24 protein-coding genes are annotated in these 21,401 nt (G+C 68.2%); 15 read left to right on the top strand and 9 right to left on the bottom strand.

What is annotated here, in order from left to right; translation table 11 throughout:
- Positions 1–11 precede the first annotated feature (11 nt).
- The 7 genes from grxD (at position 12) to ATE62_RS12490 (ending at position 4,528) form a co-directional block, all read left to right on the top strand.
- Positions 12–353 carry a Grx4 family monothiol glutaredoxin gene (grxD, locus tag ATE62_RS12520; protein ID WP_058810326.1) on the top strand — a complete coding sequence of 114 codons (342 nt, stop codon included), beginning with the start codon at positions 12–14 and terminating at the stop codon, positions 351–353.
- A 158-nt stretch (positions 354–511) separates the two neighbouring features.
- Complete coding sequence (locus ATE62_RS12515) at positions 512–1,537, top strand: COX15/CtaA family protein (protein WP_058810327.1); 1,026 nt, start codon at positions 512–514, stop codon at positions 1,535–1,537.
- Positions 1,534–2,334 carry a hypothetical protein gene (locus ATE62_RS12510; RefSeq protein ID WP_058810328.1) on the top strand — a complete coding sequence of 267 codons (801 nt, stop codon included), beginning with the start codon at positions 1,534–1,536 and terminating at the stop codon, positions 2,332–2,334. Before ATE62_RS12515 ends, ATE62_RS12510 begins: the two co-directional genes overlap by 4 nt.
- 159 nt (positions 2,335–2,493) lie before the next feature.
- On the top strand, positions 2,494–2,973 hold the full coding sequence (rplM, locus tag ATE62_RS12505) for a 50S ribosomal protein L13 (RefSeq protein ID WP_058810329.1): 480 nt from the start codon (positions 2,494–2,496) through the stop codon (positions 2,971–2,973).
- Positions 2,973–3,470 carry a 30S ribosomal protein S9 gene (gene rpsI, locus ATE62_RS12500; RefSeq protein WP_058810330.1) on the top strand — a complete coding sequence of 166 codons (498 nt, stop codon included), beginning with the start codon at positions 2,973–2,975 and terminating at the stop codon, positions 3,468–3,470. Before rplM ends, rpsI begins: the two co-directional genes overlap by 1 nt.
- Before the next feature lie 104 nt (positions 3,471–3,574).
- Positions 3,575–3,880, top strand: a complete 306-nt coding sequence (locus tag ATE62_RS12495) for a hypothetical protein (protein ID WP_058810331.1) — start codon at positions 3,575–3,577, stop codon at positions 3,878–3,880.
- Between the two features lie 93 nt (positions 3,881–3,973).
- On the top strand, positions 3,974–4,528 hold the full coding sequence (locus ATE62_RS12490; protein WP_058810332.1) for a PepSY domain-containing protein: 555 nt from the start codon (positions 3,974–3,976) through the stop codon (positions 4,526–4,528).
- On the opposite strand, the gene ATE62_RS12485 is transcribed toward ATE62_RS12490, so the two are convergent.
- The 4 genes from ATE62_RS12485 to ATE62_RS12470 all read right to left on the bottom strand — a co-directional run bounded on the left by ATE62_RS12485 (position 4,525) and on the right by ATE62_RS12470 (position 8,803).
- Positions 4,525–5,568, bottom strand: coding sequence for a phosphotransferase (locus ATE62_RS12485; protein ID WP_058810333.1), 1,044 nt, complete (start codon positions 5,566–5,568; stop codon positions 4,525–4,527). The two genes, ATE62_RS12490 and ATE62_RS12485, sit on opposite strands and share 4 nt — an antisense overlap.
- A complete protein-coding gene (locus ATE62_RS12480) occupies positions 5,565–6,671 on the bottom strand; it encodes a hypothetical protein (protein ID WP_156420686.1) in 1,107 nt (368 codons plus the stop codon). The genes ATE62_RS12485 and ATE62_RS12480 overlap by 4 nt, the downstream gene beginning before the upstream one ends.
- Before the next feature lie 456 nt (positions 6,672–7,127).
- Positions 7,128–7,976 (bottom strand): metallophosphoesterase family protein, encoded by an 849-nt coding sequence (locus tag ATE62_RS12475; RefSeq protein WP_058808844.1) that lies wholly within the window; start codon positions 7,974–7,976, stop codon positions 7,128–7,130.
- Positions 7,973–8,803 carry a diacylglycerol/lipid kinase family protein gene (locus ATE62_RS12470; RefSeq protein WP_058808845.1) on the bottom strand — a complete coding sequence of 277 codons (831 nt, stop codon included), beginning with the start codon at positions 8,801–8,803 and terminating at the stop codon, positions 7,973–7,975. Before ATE62_RS12470 ends, ATE62_RS12475 begins: the two co-directional genes overlap by 4 nt.
- Positions 8,804–8,891: 88 nt before the next feature.
- Between ATE62_RS12470 and ATE62_RS12465 the strand changes: the two genes are divergently transcribed.
- Positions 8,892–9,836, top strand: a complete 945-nt coding sequence (locus tag ATE62_RS12465; RefSeq protein ID WP_231736258.1) for an alpha/beta hydrolase — start codon at positions 8,892–8,894, stop codon at positions 9,834–9,836.
- Positions 9,833–10,600 carry a nucleotidyltransferase family protein gene (locus ATE62_RS12460; protein ID WP_058808847.1) on the top strand — a complete coding sequence of 256 codons (768 nt, stop codon included), beginning with the start codon at positions 9,833–9,835 and terminating at the stop codon, positions 10,598–10,600. The genes ATE62_RS12465 and ATE62_RS12460 overlap by 4 nt, the downstream gene beginning before the upstream one ends.
- Here ATE62_RS12460 and ATE62_RS12455 read toward each other — a convergent pair.
- The 3 genes from ATE62_RS12455 to ATE62_RS12445 all read right to left on the bottom strand — a co-directional run bounded on the left by ATE62_RS12455 (position 10,597) and on the right by ATE62_RS12445 (position 13,681).
- Positions 10,597–11,316, bottom strand: coding sequence for a hypothetical protein (locus ATE62_RS12455; protein WP_058808848.1), 720 nt, complete (start codon positions 11,314–11,316; stop codon positions 10,597–10,599). The two genes, ATE62_RS12460 and ATE62_RS12455, sit on opposite strands and share 4 nt — an antisense overlap.
- A 4-nt stretch (positions 11,317–11,320) precedes the next feature.
- Positions 11,321–12,061 carry a methyltransferase family protein gene (locus ATE62_RS12450; protein ID WP_058808849.1) on the bottom strand — a complete coding sequence of 247 codons (741 nt, stop codon included), beginning with the start codon at positions 12,059–12,061 and terminating at the stop codon, positions 11,321–11,323.
- A gap of 90 nt (positions 12,062–12,151) precedes the next feature.
- On the bottom strand, positions 12,152–13,681 hold the full coding sequence (locus ATE62_RS12445) for a lipopolysaccharide biosynthesis protein (protein WP_058808850.1): 1,530 nt from the start codon (positions 13,679–13,681) through the stop codon (positions 12,152–12,154).
- A gap of 117 nt (positions 13,682–13,798) precedes the next feature.
- On the opposite strand from ATE62_RS12445, the gene ATE62_RS12440 reads away from it, so the two are divergent.
- From ATE62_RS12440 to zapE, 4 genes are all read left to right on the top strand, one after another.
- Entirely contained in the window at positions 13,799–14,581 is a 783-nt protein-coding gene (locus ATE62_RS12440) for a succinate dehydrogenase iron-sulfur subunit (RefSeq protein ID WP_058808851.1), read from the top strand.
- Positions 14,581–15,561, top strand: a complete 981-nt coding sequence (locus ATE62_RS12435; protein WP_058808852.1) for an MBL fold metallo-hydrolase — start codon at positions 14,581–14,583, stop codon at positions 15,559–15,561. The genes ATE62_RS12440 and ATE62_RS12435 overlap by 1 nt, the downstream gene beginning before the upstream one ends.
- Before the next feature lie 432 nt (positions 15,562–15,993).
- On the top strand, positions 15,994–16,482 hold the full coding sequence (locus ATE62_RS12430; protein ID WP_082662782.1) for a PaaI family thioesterase: 489 nt from the start codon (positions 15,994–15,996) through the stop codon (positions 16,480–16,482).
- Positions 16,483–16,581: 99 nt separating this feature from the next.
- The gene (zapE, locus tag ATE62_RS12425) at positions 16,582–17,700 is read left to right on the top strand and encodes a cell division protein ZapE (protein ID WP_058808853.1); all 1,119 of its coding nucleotides are present in this window, start codon (positions 16,582–16,584) and stop codon (positions 17,698–17,700) included.
- Positions 17,701–17,702: 2 nt separating this feature from the next.
- Here the strand turns inward: zapE and ATE62_RS12420 are convergent, their stop codons facing one another.
- Together ATE62_RS12420 and ATE62_RS12415 are read right to left on the bottom strand one after the other, a co-directional pair.
- Positions 17,703–18,746: a polysaccharide deacetylase family protein gene (locus tag ATE62_RS12420; protein WP_058808854.1), complete on the bottom strand. Its 1,044-nt coding sequence runs from the start codon at positions 18,744–18,746 to the stop codon at positions 17,703–17,705.
- Between the two features lie 57 nt (positions 18,747–18,803).
- Positions 18,804–19,343 (bottom strand): phosphatase PAP2 family protein, encoded by a 540-nt coding sequence (locus ATE62_RS12415; RefSeq protein WP_058808855.1) that lies wholly within the window; start codon positions 19,341–19,343, stop codon positions 18,804–18,806.
- Between the two features lie 165 nt (positions 19,344–19,508).
- On the opposite strand from ATE62_RS12415, the gene ATE62_RS12410 reads away from it, so the two are divergent.
- Both ATE62_RS12410 and ATE62_RS12405 read left to right on the top strand, forming a co-directional pair.
- Positions 19,509–20,867, top strand: coding sequence for an eCIS core domain-containing protein (locus ATE62_RS12410; protein ID WP_058808856.1), 1,359 nt, complete (start codon positions 19,509–19,511; stop codon positions 20,865–20,867).
- Entirely contained in the window at positions 20,864–21,334 is a 471-nt protein-coding gene (locus ATE62_RS12405) for a hypothetical protein (RefSeq protein ID WP_058808857.1), read from the top strand. Before ATE62_RS12410 ends, ATE62_RS12405 begins: the two co-directional genes overlap by 4 nt.
- Positions 21,335–21,401: the final 67 nt, after the last annotated feature.

The raw sequence follows: 21,401 nt of genomic DNA, 5'->3' as shown, positions 1-21,401 counted from the left end.
GGAGACTGCACATGACCGACACCGCACCCCAGACCACCGGCGACCGCATCGCCAAGCTGGTCGCCGACCATCCCGTCCTGCTCTTCATGAAGGGCACCCCGCTCTTCCCGCAGTGCGGCTTTTCCTCGCGCGCGATCGCGATGCTCGACCGTCTCGGCGTCGAGTATGACACCGTCGACGTGCTGCAGGACATGGAAATCCGCCAGGGGATCAAGGAATATTCCGACTGGCCGACGATTCCCCAGCTCTATGTGAAGGGCGAATTCATCGGCGGCTCCGACATCATGATGGAGATGTGGGAAGCGGGCGAGCTGCACCAGATGATGGCCGACGTGCCGACGCGGGCGGAATAGGCGCGGCGCTCGGAGGCTTGAAGGGCCCGCCGGTGTTCAGGCACCGGCGGGTTTTTCTTTAGCGGTTTTCGGGCTGGCGATTTTTCCAGATCCAACGCCGAGATCCCGATCTCCCCATCCCTCTTGCCTATGGATGGGCGAGCGCCGATAGGGCGGCCATGTCGCATTCCTCCTCCCGCCCCCGTCCTGCCGCGCTGGCGCGCTGGCTCTGGCTCGTCGCCTTGCTCGTGATCGTCGTCGTTGCTGTCGGGGGCATCACGCGGCTCACCGAATCGGGGCTGTCGATCACCGAGTGGCGGCCGGTGTCAGGGGTGGTGCCGCCGACCAACGAGGCCGACTGGGTCCAGGAGTTCGAGAAATACAAGCAGATCCCCGAATATAAGGAGATCAACAAGGGGATGTCGCTCGATGCGTTCAAGGCGATCTTCTTCTGGGAATGGCTGCACCGGATCCTCGGCCGCCTCGTCGGCGCCGCGATGCTGATCCCGCTCGCCTGGTTCGCGTTCCGGCGCGCGATCCCGCCGGGCTATGGCTGGCGGCTCGTCGCGCTGACCTCGCTCGTCGGGCTGCAGGGTGCGATCGGCTGGTGGATGGTCGCCTCGGGGCTCGAATATCGCACCGACGTCAGCCATTTCCGTCTCGCCACCCATTTGCTCACCGCGCTGTTCCTGCTCGCCGGGCTTATCTGGACCGCGCGCGATCTGCGGGCGCTGGCGCGCGATCCGGCCGCAAAACCCGCGCGACTCACGGGCATGTCGGTCGTCGTGATCGCCATTCTCCTGATCCAGCTGCTGCTCGGGGCCTGGGTAGCGGGGCTGAACGCAGGACAGGTCGCGAACACCTGGCCGGCGATGAACGACCGCTTCTTTCCTGACGGAATCGACTGGAGCGGCGGCGCATGGATGGCGCTGACCAACGATCCCTTCCTGATCCATTTCCTCCATCGCTGGTGGTCGTGGGTCGCGGCGGCGGCGCTGTTGCTGGTCGCGCGCACGCTCGCGCGGCGCGGCGAAAAGCACATAAGCGCGCTTGTCCTGATCGTCGTCGCGCAAATGTCGCTCGGTATCCTGACGGTGATTACCGGCGTCTCGCTGTGGATCGCGGTGGCGCACCAGGCCGTCGGGGCGATGCTCGTCGGAGCGACCGCAGCGGCGCTCCACCGGCTGGGCCGCGCGCCCGCATGACAAGGCGCGGCCCGTGGGGCGGCGCGCTCGCGCTGCTGCTCCTCGCGCCCGAAGCTTCGCTGGCGATGCAGGTGCCCGACGCCGCCGCCGCACAGGCTTTTGCGCCGCCGCTAGGCGAGCCCATGACCTATCGCGTCACCACCCGCCGGGTGAGCCGCAGCGGCACGCTGATCAGCTTCGCGCTCGTCTATGCGTTGCAATGGCAGGGCGCGGGGCGCGGCTACCGGCTCGATACGGTGCTGCGGCGCATCGAATCGGATGCGCGGCCCGAACTGGTGGGCAAGCTGACTGCGCTGTTCCAGCCGCTGGTCGGCGAGACGATCTCCTACCTCGTCGACGCCAGCGGGCGGAGCGTCGCGCTCGCCGATCCCGCGCAACTGTGGGCGCGCGTCGGACAGCGGACACAGGATATCGCCGCCGCGGCGGCGACGCCCGAGGCCCGGCAGATCGCGGCGCTGCTCGCCGCGCTGCCCGAGGCCGAGCGCGACAAGCTGCTCACCGCCGACATTCGCGCGCTGGTCGCGCCGGTGAATGCGTCGATCCCGGCGGTGGCGGGCGACGACGTCGATATCCGGCAGGAGGGGCAGAATCGTACGGTCGCCAAATCCGAGCGCGCCGAACTGGCATCGGGCGCGCTCGACATCGACACTTTGTGGACCGTCGATACCACGGCGGGGCTGGTCCTCACCGAACGGCGGCAGAGCTGGACGCGCGAGCCCGGCACCGATGCGCGGACGCTGGTCGAGGAGCGGATTCGCGCGCTCACGCCCGGCGACCCAGGGAGCGATCCCGGCTAGAGGTATTATTTTACCCGTCAGCAAAGCCGCTCCTTGCTTGACTTTCCGAGTCCAAATCGTCATTGGCCCGCTCCGAAGCGCCGCGGCGTCCATCCGGACCTTGCGGCGCGGTTTGTTTCGGGCGGCTCCTGCCGCTCCCCATGTCTCAAGGAGGTCGCCATGAAGGCGCTGACCAAGACGACCGCTTCGGCCAATGCCGGCACGGTCGAAAAGAAATGGGTGCTGATCGACGCCGAGGGCCTCGTTGTGGGCCGCGTTGCGACGATCATCGCCAATATCCTGCGCGGCAAGCACAAGCCGTCGTTCACCCCGCACGTCGATTGCGGTGACAATGTCATCGTCATCAACGCCGAGAAGGTGGCGTTCACCGGCAAGAAGCTGCAGGACAAGCGGTATTACAAGCACACCGGCTATGCCGGCGGCATCAAGGAAACCAGCCCTGCGAAGATCCTCGAGGGCCGTTTCCCCGAGCGCGTGCTCGAAAAGGCCGTCGAACGCATGATCCCGCGCGGCCCGCTCGGCCGCCAGCAGATGCGCAACCTGCGCATCTTCGCCGGCACCGAACATCCGCATGCCGGACAGAACCCCGAAGTGATCGACGTCGCGTCGATGAACCGCAAGAACAAGGTGGGTGCATAATGGCCGACGAACAGACCATGACCGATCTCAAGGATCTCGCCGGCGCCGTTGAAGGCACCGTCGCTACCCCGACGAGCACGATGCCGCTTCGCGAGAAGAAGGTCGACGCACAGGGCCGCGCCTATGCGACCGGCCGCCGCAAGGACGCCGTCGCCCGCGTGTGGGTCAAGCCCGGCACGGGCAAGATCACCGTCAACGGCCGCGACCAGGAAGTCTATTTCGCGCGCCCGACGCTGCGCCTCGTCATCAACCAGCCCTTCGGCCTGACCGAGCGGACCGGCCAGTATGACGTCGTCGCGACCGTCAAGGGCGGCGGCCTGTCGGGCCAGGCGGGCGCCGTGCTGCACGGTATCGCGCAGGCGCTGACCCGCTTCGAACCGGCGCTGCGCAGCCCGGTCAAGGCGGCGGGCTTCCTGACCCGCGACAGCCGCGCGGTCGAGCGCAAGAAGTACGGCAAGGCCAAGGCCCGCCGCAGCTTCCAGTTCTCGAAGCGCTAAGAGTTTTTCCGCCGACGGGCGGAAACAGGAGGGCGGTCCGGCAACGGGCCGCCCTTTTTGCTGCGCGCATTGCGGGGCCGGGCGCCGCGCCCTAGATTGCGGCCATGGTGTTCGACCTGCGCCGCGCGTTGCTCAGCAAGGAGGAGAAGGAATCCTCGCGGCTGATGGATTTCGAGTTCCGCCAGCGCGCGCGCAGCTTTCGCCTGATCGCCGAGGCGCTCGGCCGGCCCGGCGATGAACTCGTCCGAGCGATCGCGCTGTCGGGCGACGAGGCGATCCTCGACCGGCTGGTGACCGAGCGGGGCATCGCACGGATCGAAATCGGCGAACTTTACGCCCGTTGCCGCGCCGAGGCGTATCGCCAACTCGTCGAGGAACTCGGCGATCCGACGCCGCACCGGCTGGGTTAGCGGCGCTGCCGGACCGCGCAATATCCTGTTGCAAGTGCCGCGCTCGGGCTGATTAATGGCGACTATTCGAGGTCGTTCATCCGGGGAGTCTTCATGCACCGTCTTCTGATCCGCTGGCACATGCTCGTCGCCGCCTTTCTGTTTCCGGCGATCCTTCTCTATCTGGTGACCGGCGCGCTCTACACCTGGGGGGCGAAGGGCGACTATGTCACGACCGACCATATGGTGACGCTGTCGGCGCCGCTGACCGAGGACAAGGCCGCGATGCAGGCGCTCGTCGTCAGGGAACTGGCGGCACGCGACCTCGCCCCGCCAACCGGCACCGCTTCGGTCAAGCCCGCCGGTGACAGCTTCCAGATCGACTGGACGGGCTCGAACCGCGACGTGACGCTCGAGCCCGGCGAGACTGCGGGAACGGCCAAGCTGATCGTCAAGGACACCGGCTGGCACCGCTTCTTCGTCCAGCTGCACAAGGCAAAGGGCGGCACGCCGTTCAAAATCTATGCGGTGGTCGTCGCGCTGGGGCTGTTCTTCCTCGTCACCTCGGGCCTGATCGTCGCGCTGAAGGTCCCGACGATGCGCCGCGGCGCGATGATCGGATCGGCGGTCGGCTTGGCGGCCTTCGTCGGCATCGCGGCGAGCAGCTAGAGCAAATCCAGGCTCCCCAGCGCCAGCGCCTGCCGGGCCGGGCGTTCGGCCATCACCGCGAACATCTCGTCGCCGCGTGTCGTGCGCTCGACGCTCATCGAGGCGAAGACGGCCATGAAATAGCCGCTGAGCGCGCCGATGCGATAGTCGGTCCACAGCGCGTCGGGGTCGGGGTCGATGCCCCCGGCCTTCAACGCCGCGATCCAGTGGTCGAAGGCGGGGCGGTCGGCGGCGGCGCGTTCGAACGGGTCGGCGATGCTGGTGCCGATGAGGTAGGCGAGGTCGTTCGCGCCGCTGCCGCGGCCGAGCGTCTGCCAGTCGACGAGCCAGCAGCGCTCGCCCTCGGGGCTGAACAGGATGTTGTCGATGCGCAGGTCGCCGTGGACGAGGGTGCGCGCGGCGGGCTCGCGGGTGAGATAGGCGTCGAGCCGCTCGACGATGCCTGCGCCGATGTCGAGGATCTCGGGCGACAGGCGCTGGGCGTAGCGCTCGCGGAAACCGAGGTAGAGCTGGGGGAACATGGCGCGGATGAGGTCGCCATTGTCGCGCGCGATATAGGGCATGTCGGCGAGCCGGGCGTCGTTCCACCTATAGGCGTGGAGCTTCGCCGCGGCCTCGATGCACGGCACGAGACCCGCGAGCCCGCGCCCGGCGAGCTGGTCGCCCTGCGTGGCGGGGGCGAGGTCGGAGAGGATCAGCAGGAACTCGACGTCGTCGTCGGCGATCGCCTCGAAATAACAGGCCGGCGCGGGCACGCCGCTCGCCGCCGCGAGGTGGCGGTACCAGCTCACTTCCTTGACATAGGTGCCGGTGAGCCTGGCGATGTTGCGGCTCGCTTCGTCGTGGCTCGGGCATTTGGCGATGACGCTTGCGGGCGCTTCGGTGCCTTCCGCCCAGTCGAGCGTCAGGCGATAGCTGTCGCACATCTGCCCGGTGCCGACCTTGCCCACGGCAAAGCCGCGCAGCGCGTCGGGCGCCTGTCCCAGTCTTTCGGCGAGCCACGCGGGCTTTATCGCCTCGGGCGAAGTCGGGAAGCTCAAGGCGCGGGGTCCATCAGGCCGGCGAGGCCGGTCGGGGCGTGCGGTCCGACGAACAATTGCTCGAGCACGCCGAGGCCGCGATGCGTCGTATCGCCGTCGACGAGCTCGGCGGTCACCAGCGCCTGGATATGCATCGCGAGCGGATTGCCCCAGCCGCGCTCGGCCTCGGTCAGGCTGTCGTGCGCGACCGCGAGGTCGGGGCCATGGTCGAGGCCGTGGCCCCAGAGCGGATGCGTATAGCCGAGCCCGCTCATCGCGAAGACCGGGCCGGTGGGCGTAAGCGCCAGCGCGCAGCCATGTCCCAGCTCGGCGGTCATCCGCGCGATGCGGCGCGTTCCGGGCGTCCATTGGATCGCGAAATTTGCGTCGGCGAAATGGCGCTCGGTGCCGTCCTCGCTGCTCTCGCTGTCGCTGGCGATCACGCCGCGGCGGTTCCACGGGCTTCCCGCGCCGTCGTCATTGCTGTGGAAGAAGAGCGAGCGGTCGCTGAAATTGCACGGCGTCCACAGCCAGAAGAACTGGTTGAAATTGCCCTCGGGCGGTGGCTGCGGTTCGCTGGCGCCGACGGGGCGCACGCCCCAGCTGCGGTCGCGCGTGCCGCTCCAGCCCTCGCCGAGTTCGACCTTCGCGCCGCCGACCGACAGCCAGCCCGACCAGCTGCCGTTCTGCGTCATGCGGGTATAGTCCATGAACAGCCGCGTGCCGTTGCGGCGGATGAAGCGCGGTTCCTCGATCGGGAAATGGCGGTTCATGAAACGCAGCTCGCCCTCGAGCGCGCCGTCGTTCGGCGAGATGTGGAGCGTCAGCACCTGCAGCGGGATGTCGATGTCGAGGATGATCGGCCCGACCGACAGGTTCAGCCGCTCGCCCGCCGAGCGGCGGCTGGCGCGGAGGTTATACTGGACGCCGTCCAGCAGGACGCAGAAGCTGGCGTCGACGATGCCGAGCTGGGGGTAGAACCCCATCGCCGCGGCGAAGAAGACCGATCCGTCCGGGCTGTAGCCGTTGAAGAAATAGCGGTCGTAGAAGTTGCGGTCGGTCCCGGCGAACGCGATCGGCTCGCTGGTCTGGTGCAACGGATAATCGTCGCCTCTGGTCAGCATGATGTGTCCTCATCCCGTTTTTCGTTGCAACCTATCGCGGGGTTTGCGGGATGGGAAGGGGGTCGCGGAAGTTGACGAAGTTGACGCCCCATCGCGTGCGCGAACAAGGGGTTAGCGACTCGGGCGCCGGAGCCATGGCGTTGGAAGCGAGCGGCGCGGCGCATCCGGCAGGGTAGATCATGGCGGGATTTATTAGGAAAGCGGTTTTTCTTCCGGGGGTGGTGGAGGGCGGGTTTTGGGCGGAAGCTGCCCTTTTAATCCTCCCTGTCGCGAAGCGATGGGGAGGGGGACCATGCGAAGCATGGTGGAGGGGTGGCGGCCTTGAGCCGACGTTTATGCGTCGACCCCTCCACCACCCTTCGGGTGGTCCCCCTCCCCACGGCTTCGCCGCAGCGAGGATTAAGAGCGTCCGCTCCCCACCCCGAAGCCGACCATCAACGCCCGATTGCGAACGCCTCAGTGCACCGGCGGGTCGACCGGCGGGACCGCGCCGACCGGGGCGACCGGTTCGCCGGGTGCGCGCGGGGGCAGGGCGTCGGGCGGGATGGCGTCGATCTGCATGTCGGGGGTCGGGACCTTTTCGAGATTGCGCACGCGGACGTCGATCGTCGCGCCGTCGACGCGCAGTTCGTTGAAGCTGGGCGGGGTCGAGCGGATGCGCTGCGACAGCGTGCCCGCGCCGATCATGCGGATCGGACCGTCCCTGGTTTCCTCGACCAGGTCGAACGCGTCATGGACATGGCCGGTGAGCACCGCCGCGACGCCGCGCGAGGCGAGCGCGCGCAGCGCCGTCTCGCCGCCGCGGGTCAGCGCGCGGCCGCGCGTGCCCGCCTCGACCAGCGGGTGGTGCGCGGTGACGAAGGCGGTCGTGCCGCGCGGCAGCGCGTCGATTGCCGCCATCGTCTTGTCGAGCGCGCTGCGCGTCACCCAGCCCTTCGACCAGTCGAGCCGCCATTGCGCGCGCGCGGTGGTCTTGAGCGGGACCACTGCGACACCCTCCAGCTCCAGCTCGCGCTCGACGAGCCGCTCGATGCGGCGGATGCGGCGATACGGCCAGAAGAAGCGCGCGAAGGGGTTGAAATAGGGGAGGTCGTGGTTGCCGACCTCGACCGTCACGGGCACCTCGAGCCGCTCGATCCAGTCGCAGGCGGCGGCGAATTCATGGGAGCGCGCGCGCATCGTGAGATCGCCGGTGATCAGCACCGCGTCGGGCTGTTCGCGGCGGACGCAGTCGGTGAACCAGGCGAGCGCGGTGCGGTCCTCGAGCCCGAAATGCAGGTCGCTGATATGGAACAGGCGCGTCATGCGGTCGCGAGGAAATCGACCGCGCTGGTCCCCAGCGCAAAGCGGGCGGGCGAGGGGGTTTCGCCGAGTTCGCCGTCATATTCGAGGCTGATCGGCGCGGCGCTTTCGAGCAGGATCGTCTCGGCGGTGGCGATGCGTTCGCTCGGTCCGTCGCGGAAGTCGCCGCCGAGCCAGGCGAGGCCGTGGCGGAGCACGTCGGCGGTGCCCTCGGTCAAAATGCCGTCGGCGGCGATGCCCCGTTCGGTCGGGGTCAGGATGACGGCGGGATAGGCCTTGCCATGACCCGCGACGGCGACGCCAGGGGCGTTGAGCATCGCGTCGAGCGCGTCGGGCGCGGTGCCGACCGCTTCGATCAGCCCGTCCTGCCGCAGCGTCTCGCGCACCTCGGCCCAGCGCGTCGCGGGGCCCGCGACGATGGTGATGAAGGCCTCGCCATCGTCCGCGCGGATCGTCGGGATCGGCCGGGCGCGGCCCTTGCCCGCGAGCGCGTCGGTCAGGATGTCGGGCGCGGGGCGGTCGCCGTGGAGCGCCTTCGATAGGAGGTTGAGCGTGCCGCCGGGCAGCGGCAGCAGCGCGCCGTCCCAGCTCGCCGCCTTGCGCGCGGCGGCGTTGATCGTGCCGTCGCCGGTCCACACGAGGAGCAGGTCGATGCCTTGTTGGCGCAACGCATCGGCGCCGGGAATCTCGGCATCGGGCAGCGCGAAGGTCGCGGCGAGCGGCGCGCCGGCGGTGCGGCACGCGGCCTCGATCGCATCGCGGATCGCGGGGTCGAAGCTGCCGCTCTGCGCGTTGCAGACCAGCGCGGGGCGGGTGAAGGATATGGTCATCGCCCCGTTCCTACGCACGAGGCGCGAAAAGGTGGCGGCTTGTTCGGCGGTGCGCGTCCCTGTAGGGCGCGGGCGAAGGGCGGGACCTATGGATAAGCCAGTCAAGGGACAGCGGCGGTTGATCAAATATCTGATACTCATCGGGCTGCTGATCCTGTTATTCGGCGGCGGCACGCGGCTGGTCGTCGCGGGCGGCGCGAAATCGCTCAACCTCGGCGACAGATTGCTCGGCAATGGCGACGGCGCGGCGCTGCAGGTCGCGGGGCAGCCCTATGGCCCGGGCGCGCGCAACAAGCTCAATATCTGGGTGCCGGCGGGGACGCAGAAGAGCGATCGGCTGCCCGTGATCGTCTGGCTCTATGGCGGCGGCTGGTACAGCGGCGCCCGCGACGATTATGGCTTTGCCGGGCGGGCGTTCGCGAAGCAGGGCTTCATCGTCGTGATCCCCGATTACCGGATCGTGCCCGAGGGGCATTGGCCCGATTTCCTGGAGGACAGCGCGGCGGCGGTGGCGTGGACCGAGAAGCATATCGGGGATTATGGCGGCGACGCGGGGCGCATCGCGCTCGCGGGCCATTCGGCGGGCGCCTATAATGCGGCGATGATCGCGCTGGACCCGCAGTGGCTGAAGGCGGCGGGCAGCGACGTATCGGTGATCCGCGGGGTGGCGGCGCTCGCGGGGCCTTATGATTTTGCGCCCTTCGAGAAGGGCGGACGCGCCGATGTCGCGATGGGCGATATAAGGCCGGTCGAAAAAACGCAGCCGATCCATTTCGTACGCGCCGATGCGCCGCCGCTGTGGCTGGGGCATGGCACGGCCGACACGGTGGTGCGCGTGCGCAACAGCGAGCGGCTGGCGGCGGCGATGACGAAGGTGGGTGGGTCGGCGCGGCTGCGGACGTACGACGGGCTCAGCCACAACGATCTCGTCATGGCGCTGACCGGGCCGCTTTCCTACAAGGGGCCGATCCTGGCGGAGGCGACCGACTTCCTGCGCGGCGCGACCGCGAAGCGGGTGGCGCCCGTAAAATGACGCTGACGATTCCGGCCATCGTGATGGCGGGCAGCCGGCCAGGCCCCGACCCCTTGCTCAGCGGCACCAATGTGTCGACCAAGGCGCTGCTGCCGATCGCGGGGCGGCCGATGCTGGTGCATGTGGTGACCGCGCTGCGCGCGTGCCCGCGCGTCGGGCCGATCACCATCCTCGCGCAGAACAGCGCCGAGCTGGCGGCAGAGCCGGGGCTGGCGGGGCTGACCGACCTGCATTTCGCGGATTCGGGGCAGGGGATCAGCAGCTCGCTCGCGGCCGCGCTGCCGCCGGGGGACGATCCGCTACTGGTGACGACCGCCGACAATGTGCTGCTGACGCCGGCGATGATCGCCGAGTTCCTGGACGGGGCCGAGGGCAGCGACGTCGCGGTGGCGATGGTCGAGCGCGACGTGCTGCTCGCGGGCTATCCCGAATCGAAGCGGACCTGGCTGAAGTTCCGCGGCGGCTGGTGGTCGGGGGCGAATATGTTCCGGCTGCGCGGGCGGCGGGTGCTGCCCTTGCTCGACTTCTGGGGGCGGATCGAGCGCGACCGCAAGAAGGGGCTCAAAATCGTCGCGGCCTTCGGGCCGTGGCTGTTGATCGGCGCGCTGCTGCGACTGTTCAGTATCCAGCAGGGCGTGGCGCGCGCGGGGCTGCGTTTCGGGCTGAATGCGACGGTGGTGCCGATGAGCGATCCCGAGGCGTGCATCGATGCCGACAAGCCGGTGGATATCGAGCTGATCGAGAAGATTATGGCAGGGCGTTAGTCGCCGGCCAGCGCCGCATCCACCGCCGCCGTCGCCAACGCCAGCTCCTCGGCATAGGGAATCGTCGCGTCGATATCGACGATCGGGGCGCCGTTGAACGCGAGTTGCGGCACCGTCTCGACCTTGCGCGTGATCAGGCCGCGGTCGTGGTCGGGCTTGCGCAGCATCACCGTGTCGACGTCGACGTGCAGGCGGATCACCAGCGTCGGCCTATACGCGGCCATCTCGGCATAGAGCGCGCGCTCCTCGGCCTGCACCGCGGCGAGGCGCTTGCTGGTCGCGACACCCGCAAGGATCGGGCCGTCGTGGAGGCCCGGCACCTCGAGCTGCGGATAGCGGTCGGTGACGATCACCTTGCCCGCGCGGCGCTGGGCGAGCAGCGCGTCGAACTTGGCGCGGCGCTTCTTCGACTTGTTCAGCGCATAGCGCGCCGCGAGCCAGCCGGGGATCGGCTCGCCGGGCTCGCGAAGCCTGTCGGCGATGCCGTCGAGGAAGCGGTGCAGCGGCGGGCCGATGACCGGCCAGCGCCCGATGCGCCGCCCCTGCTCGCCCGAACCGAGGCCGAGATAGCCGCTCTCCGCCGCGCGCGTTTGCTGGATGTGGACGAGCAGGTCGGCCGACAGGGTCGACTTGCCCGACCCGTCGCTGCCGACGACCGCGATTAGAGGAGCCAGAGGCTCCTCGGGTGCGATCAGGGGAGCGAGATCGCCCCCCATGTGATCAGCTCAGTTCCTTGAAGAAGCCGACCATCTTGAGCCCGCCGATGATGAAGCGGACGACGACGAGCGCGCCGAAGGCATAGACCCAGTTCCACTGTGCCGGGGTCAGCGCGTCGAAGTTGAAGTCGAGGCGCGCGAACCAGGTCAGGAAGACGGTCGTCGCGAGCAGGAACAGCTTGTTCTGTTCGCGCCAGATCATGCGCTTCCACCAGAAGGGATACTTCGGCTTCACCCAGCCGTGCAGGCGCGGGAGCAGCGCGGGGACGTCCTTGGCCCATTCGGCGTGCGCCGCGCCGAATTTCTCGCGCAGGAATTCTTCCTCATAGATCGAGATGCGCTCGTAGATGAGGATCGCGAGCAGGAAGACGATCGCGCCGAACACCCAGCTGCCCGAGAGCATCGCGAGGCCGGTGAAGTTCAGGATGCGGCCGACATAGAGCGGGTTGCGGACGAGGCTGTAGGGGCCGGTGGTGTTGAGTTCGCTCGCCTCGGCGGCGACCTTGGCGCGGCCCGAGGTGCCGAGCGCGGCCCAGCCGCTGGTGAAGATACGCACGATCGCGCCCGCGCTCGCGACGCCGAGCGACAGCCAGAACCAGGCGCAATCCCCTGTTGCGGTCTGGAACGGACCCCAGTCCTTGCTGCACCAGGCGATCAGCACCGAGATGGCGATGGTGATGTAGATATAGGTGCCGCGAATGAAGAAGAGGCGCTTGCCGCTGCGCGCGAGTTCGGTCTGGTACATGTGGGTCCGCCTGTTGGCCGCGGATGCGCGGCGTCAGAATAAAGTGGCACGTCTCTAGCGATTTTTGCGGCCAAATTAAGACGGAATGTTTCAGATCAGCTTGAGCTTGCGCGCCGTCTTGCCCAGCGAGGCGCGGTCGGCGTGGGGGAGGGCGAAGCGCAGCGACAGCCAGATCGCCGCGACCGCGAGCAGGATGATCAGCGGCAGCGCGATCGCATCGGGCAGCCGCCCCGCGAGCAGGGCCGCGCCGCCCGCGACGAGGGTGATGCCGATGCCGCGCAGCGCGACCATCGGGAATTGATGGTCGAAGGGATGGAGCTTCTCGTTCGTCGCGAGCTGGAGCATCGGGATGCCCCCCATCACGACGAGCCCGATCGACATCGCGAGCGTGACGCCGGTGAGCGCGTCCATATGGCCGAGGATCGCCCAGCCCGCGCCGACCGCGACGATGACGCCGACGATGCTCGCGGTGAGCTGGTGGCGGAAGGCCGCGACGACCTGGAGCACGGGCAGCGAGATGCCGAGCACCGCCTCGGCCGCGCGCGCGAAGAGCAGGATGATCACCGCGGCCTGCGCGATCTTCGCCTCGTGCCCGAACAGGCTGAGCAGGGGGGCACTGCCCGCGGCGAGCACCGCGGCGAGGGGGAGCGCGATCGCCATGATCAGCCGCGTCGCATAGGCGTAGATGTCGGCCACTTGTGTCCGGTCGGCGCGCTCGGCGCTCGCGGCGAGGGGAGCGAGCACATAGACGAAGGCGATGCGCACGAGCTGCACGACGCTCGACAGCTTGCGCGCGATGGTGAAGAGGCCGGCGGCCGCCGCGCCCGCGGCGCCGGGCAGGATCAGGTTGAGGATCAGCGCCGGCGCGTCGCCGAAGAGGCGGGCGATGACGTTCGACGGCAGGATCGAGAGGCCGGCCCAGAAGGTGTTCTTCGCGGTCTCGCCGCCGCGCCCGCCGCGCAGCAGCTCGCCGAAGACATAATAGCGGCGGAGCAGCCGGACGCAGAGCACGGCGGTGATCGCGAGCGAGCAGAGGTGCGCGATGAACAGGCCCTTGAGGCCGAGCCCGCCCGCGAAGAAAAGCCCGGCGAACACCAACCGCATGATCTGTTCCCACACGATGCGGAGGCGAATCTCGGCGCCGAACACCATGCGCGCGCGCATCGCGCTGGTTGCGATCTCGACGAAGGCCCACAAAGGCAGCGCCCAGACGAAGAGCTGGATCGCGGGCACGACGAGCGGCCGGTCCTTGGCGGCGACGTTGAGGAAGGGCGCGAGGTCGGCGGCGAAGGCCGCGATCAGCGCCGCGACGACCAGGCAAGGGCCGACGCCCCACAGCATCGCGGTGCGCAGCGCCGCGGCGGCGTCGGCGTCGCTCGCCGACTGGGGCACGGTGCGCTGCATCGCGCTGGTCATGCCGAGGTCGAAGAGGTTTTCGAGCAGGTTGATCGTCGCCCACAGCACCGCATAGAGGCCGTAGCCCGCGAGCCCGAACATCAGCACATAGAGCGGCTGCGCGACGATCTCGACCACCGCGCCCAGCCGCGCGAGCACGGTCGTGCCGAGCCCCTTCGCGACGCTGCGGCTGGTGACGGCGGGCTGGGCGGTGTCTTCGCTCATGGCGGCGCCCCTAGCCGCTTGCCCGGCAAGTCGCCAGCGGCTTTCGCTTTTCACCCCCTTGCCCCCGCTGGCCAACGGGTCTAGGCCGACCGCGACTGCATCAGGGGAGCCAGACAAATGGCCGAATTTCGCCTGCCCAAGAACAGCCGCCCGCAAAAGGGGGGGCAGACCCACAAGGCCGCGGGCGCGACCAACGTCAAGACATTCAAAGTCTATCGCTACGACCCCGACAAGGGCCAGAACCCCCATTTCGATACCTTCGAGATCGACACCGACAAATGCGGCCCGATGGTGCTCGACGCGCTGATCAAGATGAAGAGCGAGCAGGATTCGACGCTGACCTTCCGCCGCTCGTGCCGCGAGGGCATCTGCGGCAGCTGTTCGATGAACATGAACGGCAAGAACGGCCTCGCCTGCACCACCGCGATCGAGGATCTGAAGGGCGACATCCGCATCACCCCGCTGCCGTCGATGGACGTGATCAAGGACCTGGTCCCCGACTTCACGCATTTCTATGCGCAATATGCCTCGATCGAGCCCTGGCTGAAGACCAAGACGACGACGCCGAGCGGCAAGGAGCGGCTGCAGTCGCCCGCCGAGCGCGAGAAGCTCGACGGCCTCTACGAGTGCATCCTCTGCGCCTGCTGCTCGACGAGCTGCCCCAGCTATTGGTGGAACAGCGACAAGTTCCTGGGCCCCGCGATCCTGCTCCAGGCCTATCGCTGGCTGGCCGACAGCCGCGACGAGATGACCGGCGAGCGGCTCGACGAGCTGGAAGATCCCTTCCGCCTCTATCGCTGCCACACGATCATGAACTGCTCGAACGCCTGTCCCAAGGGGCTGAGCCCGGCGCGCGCGATCGCCGAGATCAAGAAGCTGGAAGCCGAGCGGCAGGTCTGATGCGGTTCGGGCTGCCAGCGCTATTGGCGCTGGCGCTCGCCGGCTGCGCGTCCAATCCGAAGGCCCAATATGAGGAAATGCCGCGCACCTATGCGCATGGCATCGGCGGCGCGACCTTTCTCGTCGGTGGCAGCTTCCAGCCGTTTAGCCAGCCTGACGGCAACAGCCTGATCCTTTACGGCCCCGAGGGCGCCTTCGTGATCGACACGGGGCGCCATGCCGAGCATCTGACCGCGATCAAACAGGGCATGAGCGGGATCGGCATGACGCCGGTCGCGATCATCAACACGCATTGGCATCTCGACCATGTCAGCGGCAATCCCGAACTCAAGGCCGCCTTTCCCGAGATCAAGGTCTATGCGACCTCGGCGATCGACGGCGCGCTCGCGACCTTCCTCGCCCGGAGCGCCGAAGCGTATCGCAAGGCGATCGCCGAGAACAATGTGCCGGTGGGCGCGCGTGAGGATATCGAGGGCGACCTCGCGACCATCGCGCGCGGGGCGGAGTTGCGGCCCGACGTGATCGTCGACGAATCGCGCGACATGGTGATCGCCGGGCGGCCGTTGTCGCTGCGCGTCGTGCACCGCGCGGTCACCGAGCGCGACCTCTGGATCTACGATGCCGCCGAAAAGCGCGCGATCGTCGGCGACCTCGTCACCGTGCCGGTGCCGTTCCTCGATACCGCCTGCCCCGAGGGGTGGCTGAGGGCGCTCGACGCGGTCGCGGCGTCGGGCGCCGAATACGTCGTCCCCGGCCACGGCCCGATCATGGACATGGCCGAATTCGGCGCGTGGAAAAGCGCCTTCACCGATTTTGTTGCCTGCGCACGCGGGTCGGGCGCGCTTGAGGCCTGTTCGGCCGGCTGGCTGAAGGGCGCCGTGCGTTGGATCGGTCCCGATACCTCGCGTGCCGGGGCGATGGCGGCTTATTATGGCGATCTGATCCGCAGCGGAAAGCTCGACGCCTATTGCCAAGCCTGACCGGCGAGCCTGTTCAGGGTGTGACCGGGGTTGGCGGGACCGACGTCGTGTCGGGGTCGTGCCACGGCTTCGGGCTGGGGTCGGGGCTCGGACTCGGGTCCGGGCTGGGGCTCGGAACGGGGCTGGGACTCGGCTGCGGGCTGGGGCTTGGATCGGGGCTCGGTGACGGATTGTCGCTCGGAACGGATGCCATGACTTTTCTTCCCTTCGATTCTCCTCAAACGGAGGCGAAGCATAAGGCAAACGCTACTCATTCACAACCAAGATGCATTGCGGACCTAGCGTCAAATAGGAATGCAATATTATTTCATGATCTTGGGGCGAGCCTGATTTTACACGCACGATACTGGATGCGGCCCCCATATTTGACAGCGCGGCCGCGGCCATTATGCGGGGCGGATCGGCGCGGGCAACGGGACGGATAGGGCGGGCATGAACGACGGCATCGAGGAACCCAAGCGCCGCGACAATTTCAGCGCCGAGGAACTGGAAGGCGGCTGGGTCAGCTGGAACCTCAAGGACCCGAGCCGCTTCAACGCCTTCATCGAGCCCTTGTCGGTGCGCGTCGAGCCCGACACCCCCGACGGCCGCCCGCAGGCGCGGGTGCGGATGGTACCCGGGCGCAAGCACAGCAACCTCGGCGACAATGTCCATGGCGCGGTGACGCTGGCGCTGGTCGATATCGCGCTGTTTGCAGCCTCGCACCAGTTCGGCTCGCTCAACGCCGGCCATTCGGTGACGCTCGACCTGTCGACGCAGTTCGTGGGCGCGGGACGCCTCGGCGAGCCGCTCGATGCCATCGTCGAGCTGGTGCGCGAGACGGGTCGGCTGATCTTCCTGCGCGGGCTGGTCGTCCAGGGTGCGGCGGACGAGCATATCGTGCTGACCTTCGCGGGCACGATCCGCAAGGCGAGCAAATGACGCCGCCGGCGATCATAAATAGGGACAGTCCCTATTTTTCCCGTCGCACCGCGATGGAGCCGGCCGCATGTGTCCGAAAAATAGGGACTGTCCCTATTTATGGGTAGCGTGCTCTCCGAATATGACGCGCTGGTCGCGGGCGGCGAGCTGAAACCCGATGCCGAGCAGCGCGCCGCCGCCGAGCGGCTGAACAAGCTGCAGGAGGAACTCGAGGCGGTGCCGCCGCGCGGCAGCCTGCTGTGGCGCATCGCGGGGCGCAAGCCCGAGGCGCCGCGCGGCGTCTATCTGTGGGGCGCGGTCGGGCGCGGCAAGTCGATGCTGATGGACCTCTTCTACGACCAGCTCGCGATCGAGCGGAAGCGGCGCGTCCATTTCCACGCCTTCATGATCGACGTCCATGCGCGGATGCGCGAGGTCCGGAAAACCGAGAGCGGCGATCCGATCCCGCAGGTCGCCGCGGCGCTGACCCAGGACGTCCGCTGCCTCGCCTTCGACGAGATGGTGGTCAATAACAGCGCCGACGCGATGATCCTGTCGCGGCTGTTCACCGCGCTGATCGACAAGGGCGTGACCGTGGTCGCGACCTCGAACCGGCCGCCGAAGGATCTCTACAAGGACGGGCTCAACCGCGAGCATTTCCTGCCCTTCATCGCGCTGGTCGAGGCGAAGCTCGACGTCATGGGGCTCAATGGCCCGACCGATTACCGCCGCGACCGGCTGGGCGACGGCGCGCGCTGGTTCGTGCCCGCCGACGATGCGGCGAGCGCGGCGCTATCGGCCGCCTTCTTCCGCCTGACCGACTATCCGCCCGAGGACCGCGCGCATGTGCCGACGCTGGACCTCGATGTCGGCGGCGGGCGCCTGCTGCACGTGCCCAAGGCGCTGAAGGGCGTCGCGGTCTTTTCGTTCAAAAAGCTCTGCGGCGAGGCGCGGGGGGCGTCGGACTATCTGGCGGTCGCGCGCCATTTCCACACGGTGATCCTGGTCGGCATCCCGCGCATGGGCCCCGAGAACCGCAACGAGGCGGCGCGCTTCGTGACGCTGGTCGACGCACTCTACGAATATAAGGTCAAATTGCTCGCGAGCGCGGCGGCCGAGCCCGATGCCCTATATGTGGCGGGCGACGGCGCGTTCGAGTTCGAGCGGACGGCAAGCCGCCTCTCCGAAATGCAGTCCGACGATTATCTGGCGCTGGGCCACGGCCAGCACGAAGCCTAGGCTCAGGCGAATACCAGCAGCACGCCGCCGGTGATCTTGCCCCAGCGCGACGAGTTGATCGTCACCGTGATCAGGTCGCGGACATAGCGGACTTCGTGTACGGCGTGGCCGACCGCCTGCTCGATCGTGCGGCGCAGCGTGCGCAGCGGCTTGGGCGCGGCGAGGCCGATGCGCGCGACACGCGCCGGCGGCGCGGGCAGGGTGGCAAAGCCGCCGCTGGTCACGCGGACGTCGCCGGCAACGGCGCGGCACAAAGCCTCCATGCGTGCGATCGCGAGCCAGTTGGGCGCGGCGCGGTCGCGGCTCAGGAGTTCGAAACTGTGGCTGAAGGCCGAGAATTGCACCGCGCCGCTCGCCGCGCTGTGATCGAGCGCGTCGCGCATTTCCTCTTCGGACATGGCGCAGAGCTGCGCCGGACGGAAGCTGCCCACGCGGTCCATCAGCCCGCTCACCGGGACCTCGACCACCCCCGCATATTCGCGCATCGCGAGGTTGCCGGGGTCGAGCGCGATGGCGCAGCCATGTCCCAGCCAAGCGCCGTTGAAGCTGCTGTCGAAGCGGAAGCCGAGCGCCGCGAGCGCGCGCAGCGTGTCGTCGTTGGCGCCGAAATTGCCCGCGCGAAAGGCGGTGGGTTTGGGTGCGCCGGCGCCGACGAGGATATCGCGCGCGAGCCCGATCAGCTTCTTCTGCGCGGCGAGCGGGAAGTCGCCGATGTTGCGGCCGGTGTGGCGCCCGACGGGGTTGAAGCGCGCGAAGGCCAGCCATTCGGTGTGGATGTGGAGCTGTACCTCGTGCCCGCGCGCGAGGATCGGTTCGACGATGCGGTCGATAATTTCGGGGCCATAGACCAGCGCGGGCATCGGATCGACGAAATAGACGCCGGTCAGCCCGTGGCGTTCGAGCATGTCCATCTGGAAGTGGATGCCGTAGTCGCCCTCGCGGCAGCGGCCGAGGATCGAGCTTTCGAAATTGGCGCGCGCGTCGGCGCCCCGTTGATAGAGGCCCGCCGACAATTCGGTGTCGAAACTGATGATTGCCCGCGTCATCCCCGCGAGCCTAGCAGGCGCAGGGTATAGGGAGGGTTAATCGCCGCCCGGCCGCGCTCAGAAGCGCAGGGTGACGTCGACCCCGGCGCTGTTGGTGCTGCCCCACGGGAAGATCTGCACCCGGTCGTCGGCCTTGGTGGTGATCAGATGCCCCGTCGCGGTGCCGATCGCGGCGCCGACGAGCACGTCGCCGACGCGGTGCTTCTTCGCCTCGACGCGGCTGAGGCCGACGAAGGAGGCGACGACATAGGCGGGGAGGCCGGCTTCCCAGCCGTAGCGGTTGTGCAAGGTCGCCGCCGCGGCGAAGCTGGTCGAGGTGTGGCCCGAGGGGAAGCTCTTGTTGTCGCTGCCGTCGGGGCGCCGCGAGGGGAAGGCTTCCTTCAGGCCCTGGGTGATCAGGATCGTGCCGCCGATGCTGCCCCCCGCCTCGAGCACGCCTTCCCAGTCGCCCTGCACCGCGGGCACGCCGAAGGCGACGACGACGAGTGCGTTCTTGGCGACGGTGCCGGCGTCGTCCCAGCCCTTTTCGCTCGCTTGCGCGGGGGAGGCGAGGGCCAGCGCGAGCGCGGCGCCGGTGAGGGTCAGGGGGTAATGCATGGATTTGCCTCGCCTTTGCTGCGGGCGTTTGTGACGCCCCGATGACAGCTGCATAACGCAAACCTGCGTCCATGGCGACTTTGGCGGAACGGTCCAATGCCTTGCGCCGCAATCGCAGCTATATTTGCCGTGCAATCTGTCCGTCGAGTCGAAAGGCGAAGTGCCATGTACCGACGCGCGATCCGGCGCAAACAGCGTATCAGCGGTGGGGCCGTCGCGCCGCAACCGGCGCCGCTCCGCGCCGCCTGGTCGCCTTTGAGCTCGCTCGCCGGGGTGCCATCGCGCGAGCCGCTGGTCATCGGGGCGGCCAACGACCCCGCCGAGCGCGCGGCCGATGCCGCCGCCGAGCGGGTCATGGGCACGGGCACGGCGACGGTGCCGGCGATAGCAGGTGCATCGTCGGTCGGCACGGTCCGGCGCGAGGCAGCGGGCGGGAGCGCGGGAGGCGCGACGGCCGCCGGGCCGCGAGCGCGGAATGCATTGTCGGGGCTCGGCGCAGGGGCGCCGCTCCCCGCGGCCGAGCGCGCCTTTTTCGAACCGCGCTTCGGCGCCGACCTGTCGAAGATCCGCGTGCACGCCGACGGCGCGGGCGCGGCGGCGTCGCGGGCGATCGCGGCGCGCGCCTTCACGCTCGGCACCGACATCGGCTTTGCGGCGGGTGAATATCGGCCGGGGACCAGCGAAGGCCGCCATTTGCTGGCGCACGAGATCGCGCATGTCATGCAGGACAGTGGCGGCGCGGTGGTGCGCCGCAAGCTGCTGGTCGAGAATCCGGCCGCCAAGATCGCCAATCCGACGGGCAAGGGCCTCGACCAGACCAACGCGAAAACGGGCGAAGACTATTTGCAGAAGCTGTGCGCCGCCGGAGGGATCACCGTCGACACCGCGAGCGGTATCGTTAGTGCTGCGACCGCCGATTTCTGTCCCAAACCCTATCCCGCCGACTTCGTCGGGCCGCCCGCGCCGTCGCCCGCCGACTTGTCGTCGACGCCGACGGGCTGCGGCTGTCTGTGCGACATCATCAATTCGACCCGGAACTACATCATCCGGATCGACGACGGCGACTGGCCGCACACCGAACTGCCGACCGCGGTCCGCATGCCGATCCTGGGCACGCTGATGTGGGGCACCGACGACACGGTGGTGACGACACCGTCGCCCAATTCGGACAAGATCTGGGGCGCCGCGTCGAAAAGCGGCAAGGAAATGCCGATCGATCCCTGGCTCGTGCTGGGTCACGAATTATGCGGTCACGCCTGGCTGTCGGAAAAGGGGCTGCCCGACAGCAACGACAACCGCGGCGAGGGCGGTCATCAGGAGACGGTGGGGCGCGAAAATCTGCTTCGCGACGAGCATGGGCTCGAGAACCGCGGCGGTTTCAAGGATCCCTATTGCGGCGAGTCCTTCTGGAAGGACAAGGCCGCGCCCGGGACGACCAATTGGTCGTCCTCGCTCGAACGCTGCCGTCTATGGCGCGAGAAGACCTATGGCAAAAAATACAAGATCAGCGACAAGATCCCGTGATCGCGGTGGAGATCGTCGCCGCGGCGGCGCGCGCGTCGCATTGGTCGCTGACCTATGAGGTCGTCAATCGCGGCGCCGCACCGGTGTGGATCAACGACGACGGCTTCCTCGCCTTTCGCCGCCGCGGACGCGATATCTGCCTGTCGTTCGCGCGCGCGCCGGTGACGCCGGGCGCGATACCCTTCGGTTATTTTGCGCCCGTGGTGGCGAGGCTCGGTCCCGGCGAAAGCCTGCGCCGCGACGTCGAACTCGACTGGCCGCTGCGGCTCAGCCGGTTGTGGAACGCGATGGGCGAGGTCCGGCTGCCGCCGGGTGATTATGGCGTGCGCGTCGAGGTCGGCTATGCCGACAGCGAAACACCTCCCGCGCCGGACGACGAGGGCCCTATCGAGGATGCCGTGCTCCGCTGGCAGAAATCATGCGTCAGCGGCGCCGTGACCTTGGCGATCGATGTCCCCGCATCCTGACGCCGATGCTTCTATTGCTATTGCGAACTGATTGCAAAAAAACCCGATAATTCGCGCTTTTTCGCGG

Origin of the sequence: Sphingopyxis sp. HIX (genome assembly GCF_001468285.1) — a bacterium.
In the GTDB taxonomy this organism is placed as follows: Bacteria; Pseudomonadota; Alphaproteobacteria; order Sphingomonadales; family Sphingomonadaceae; genus Sphingopyxis.
This window is presented reverse-complemented; position numbering and strand designations above follow the sequence as displayed.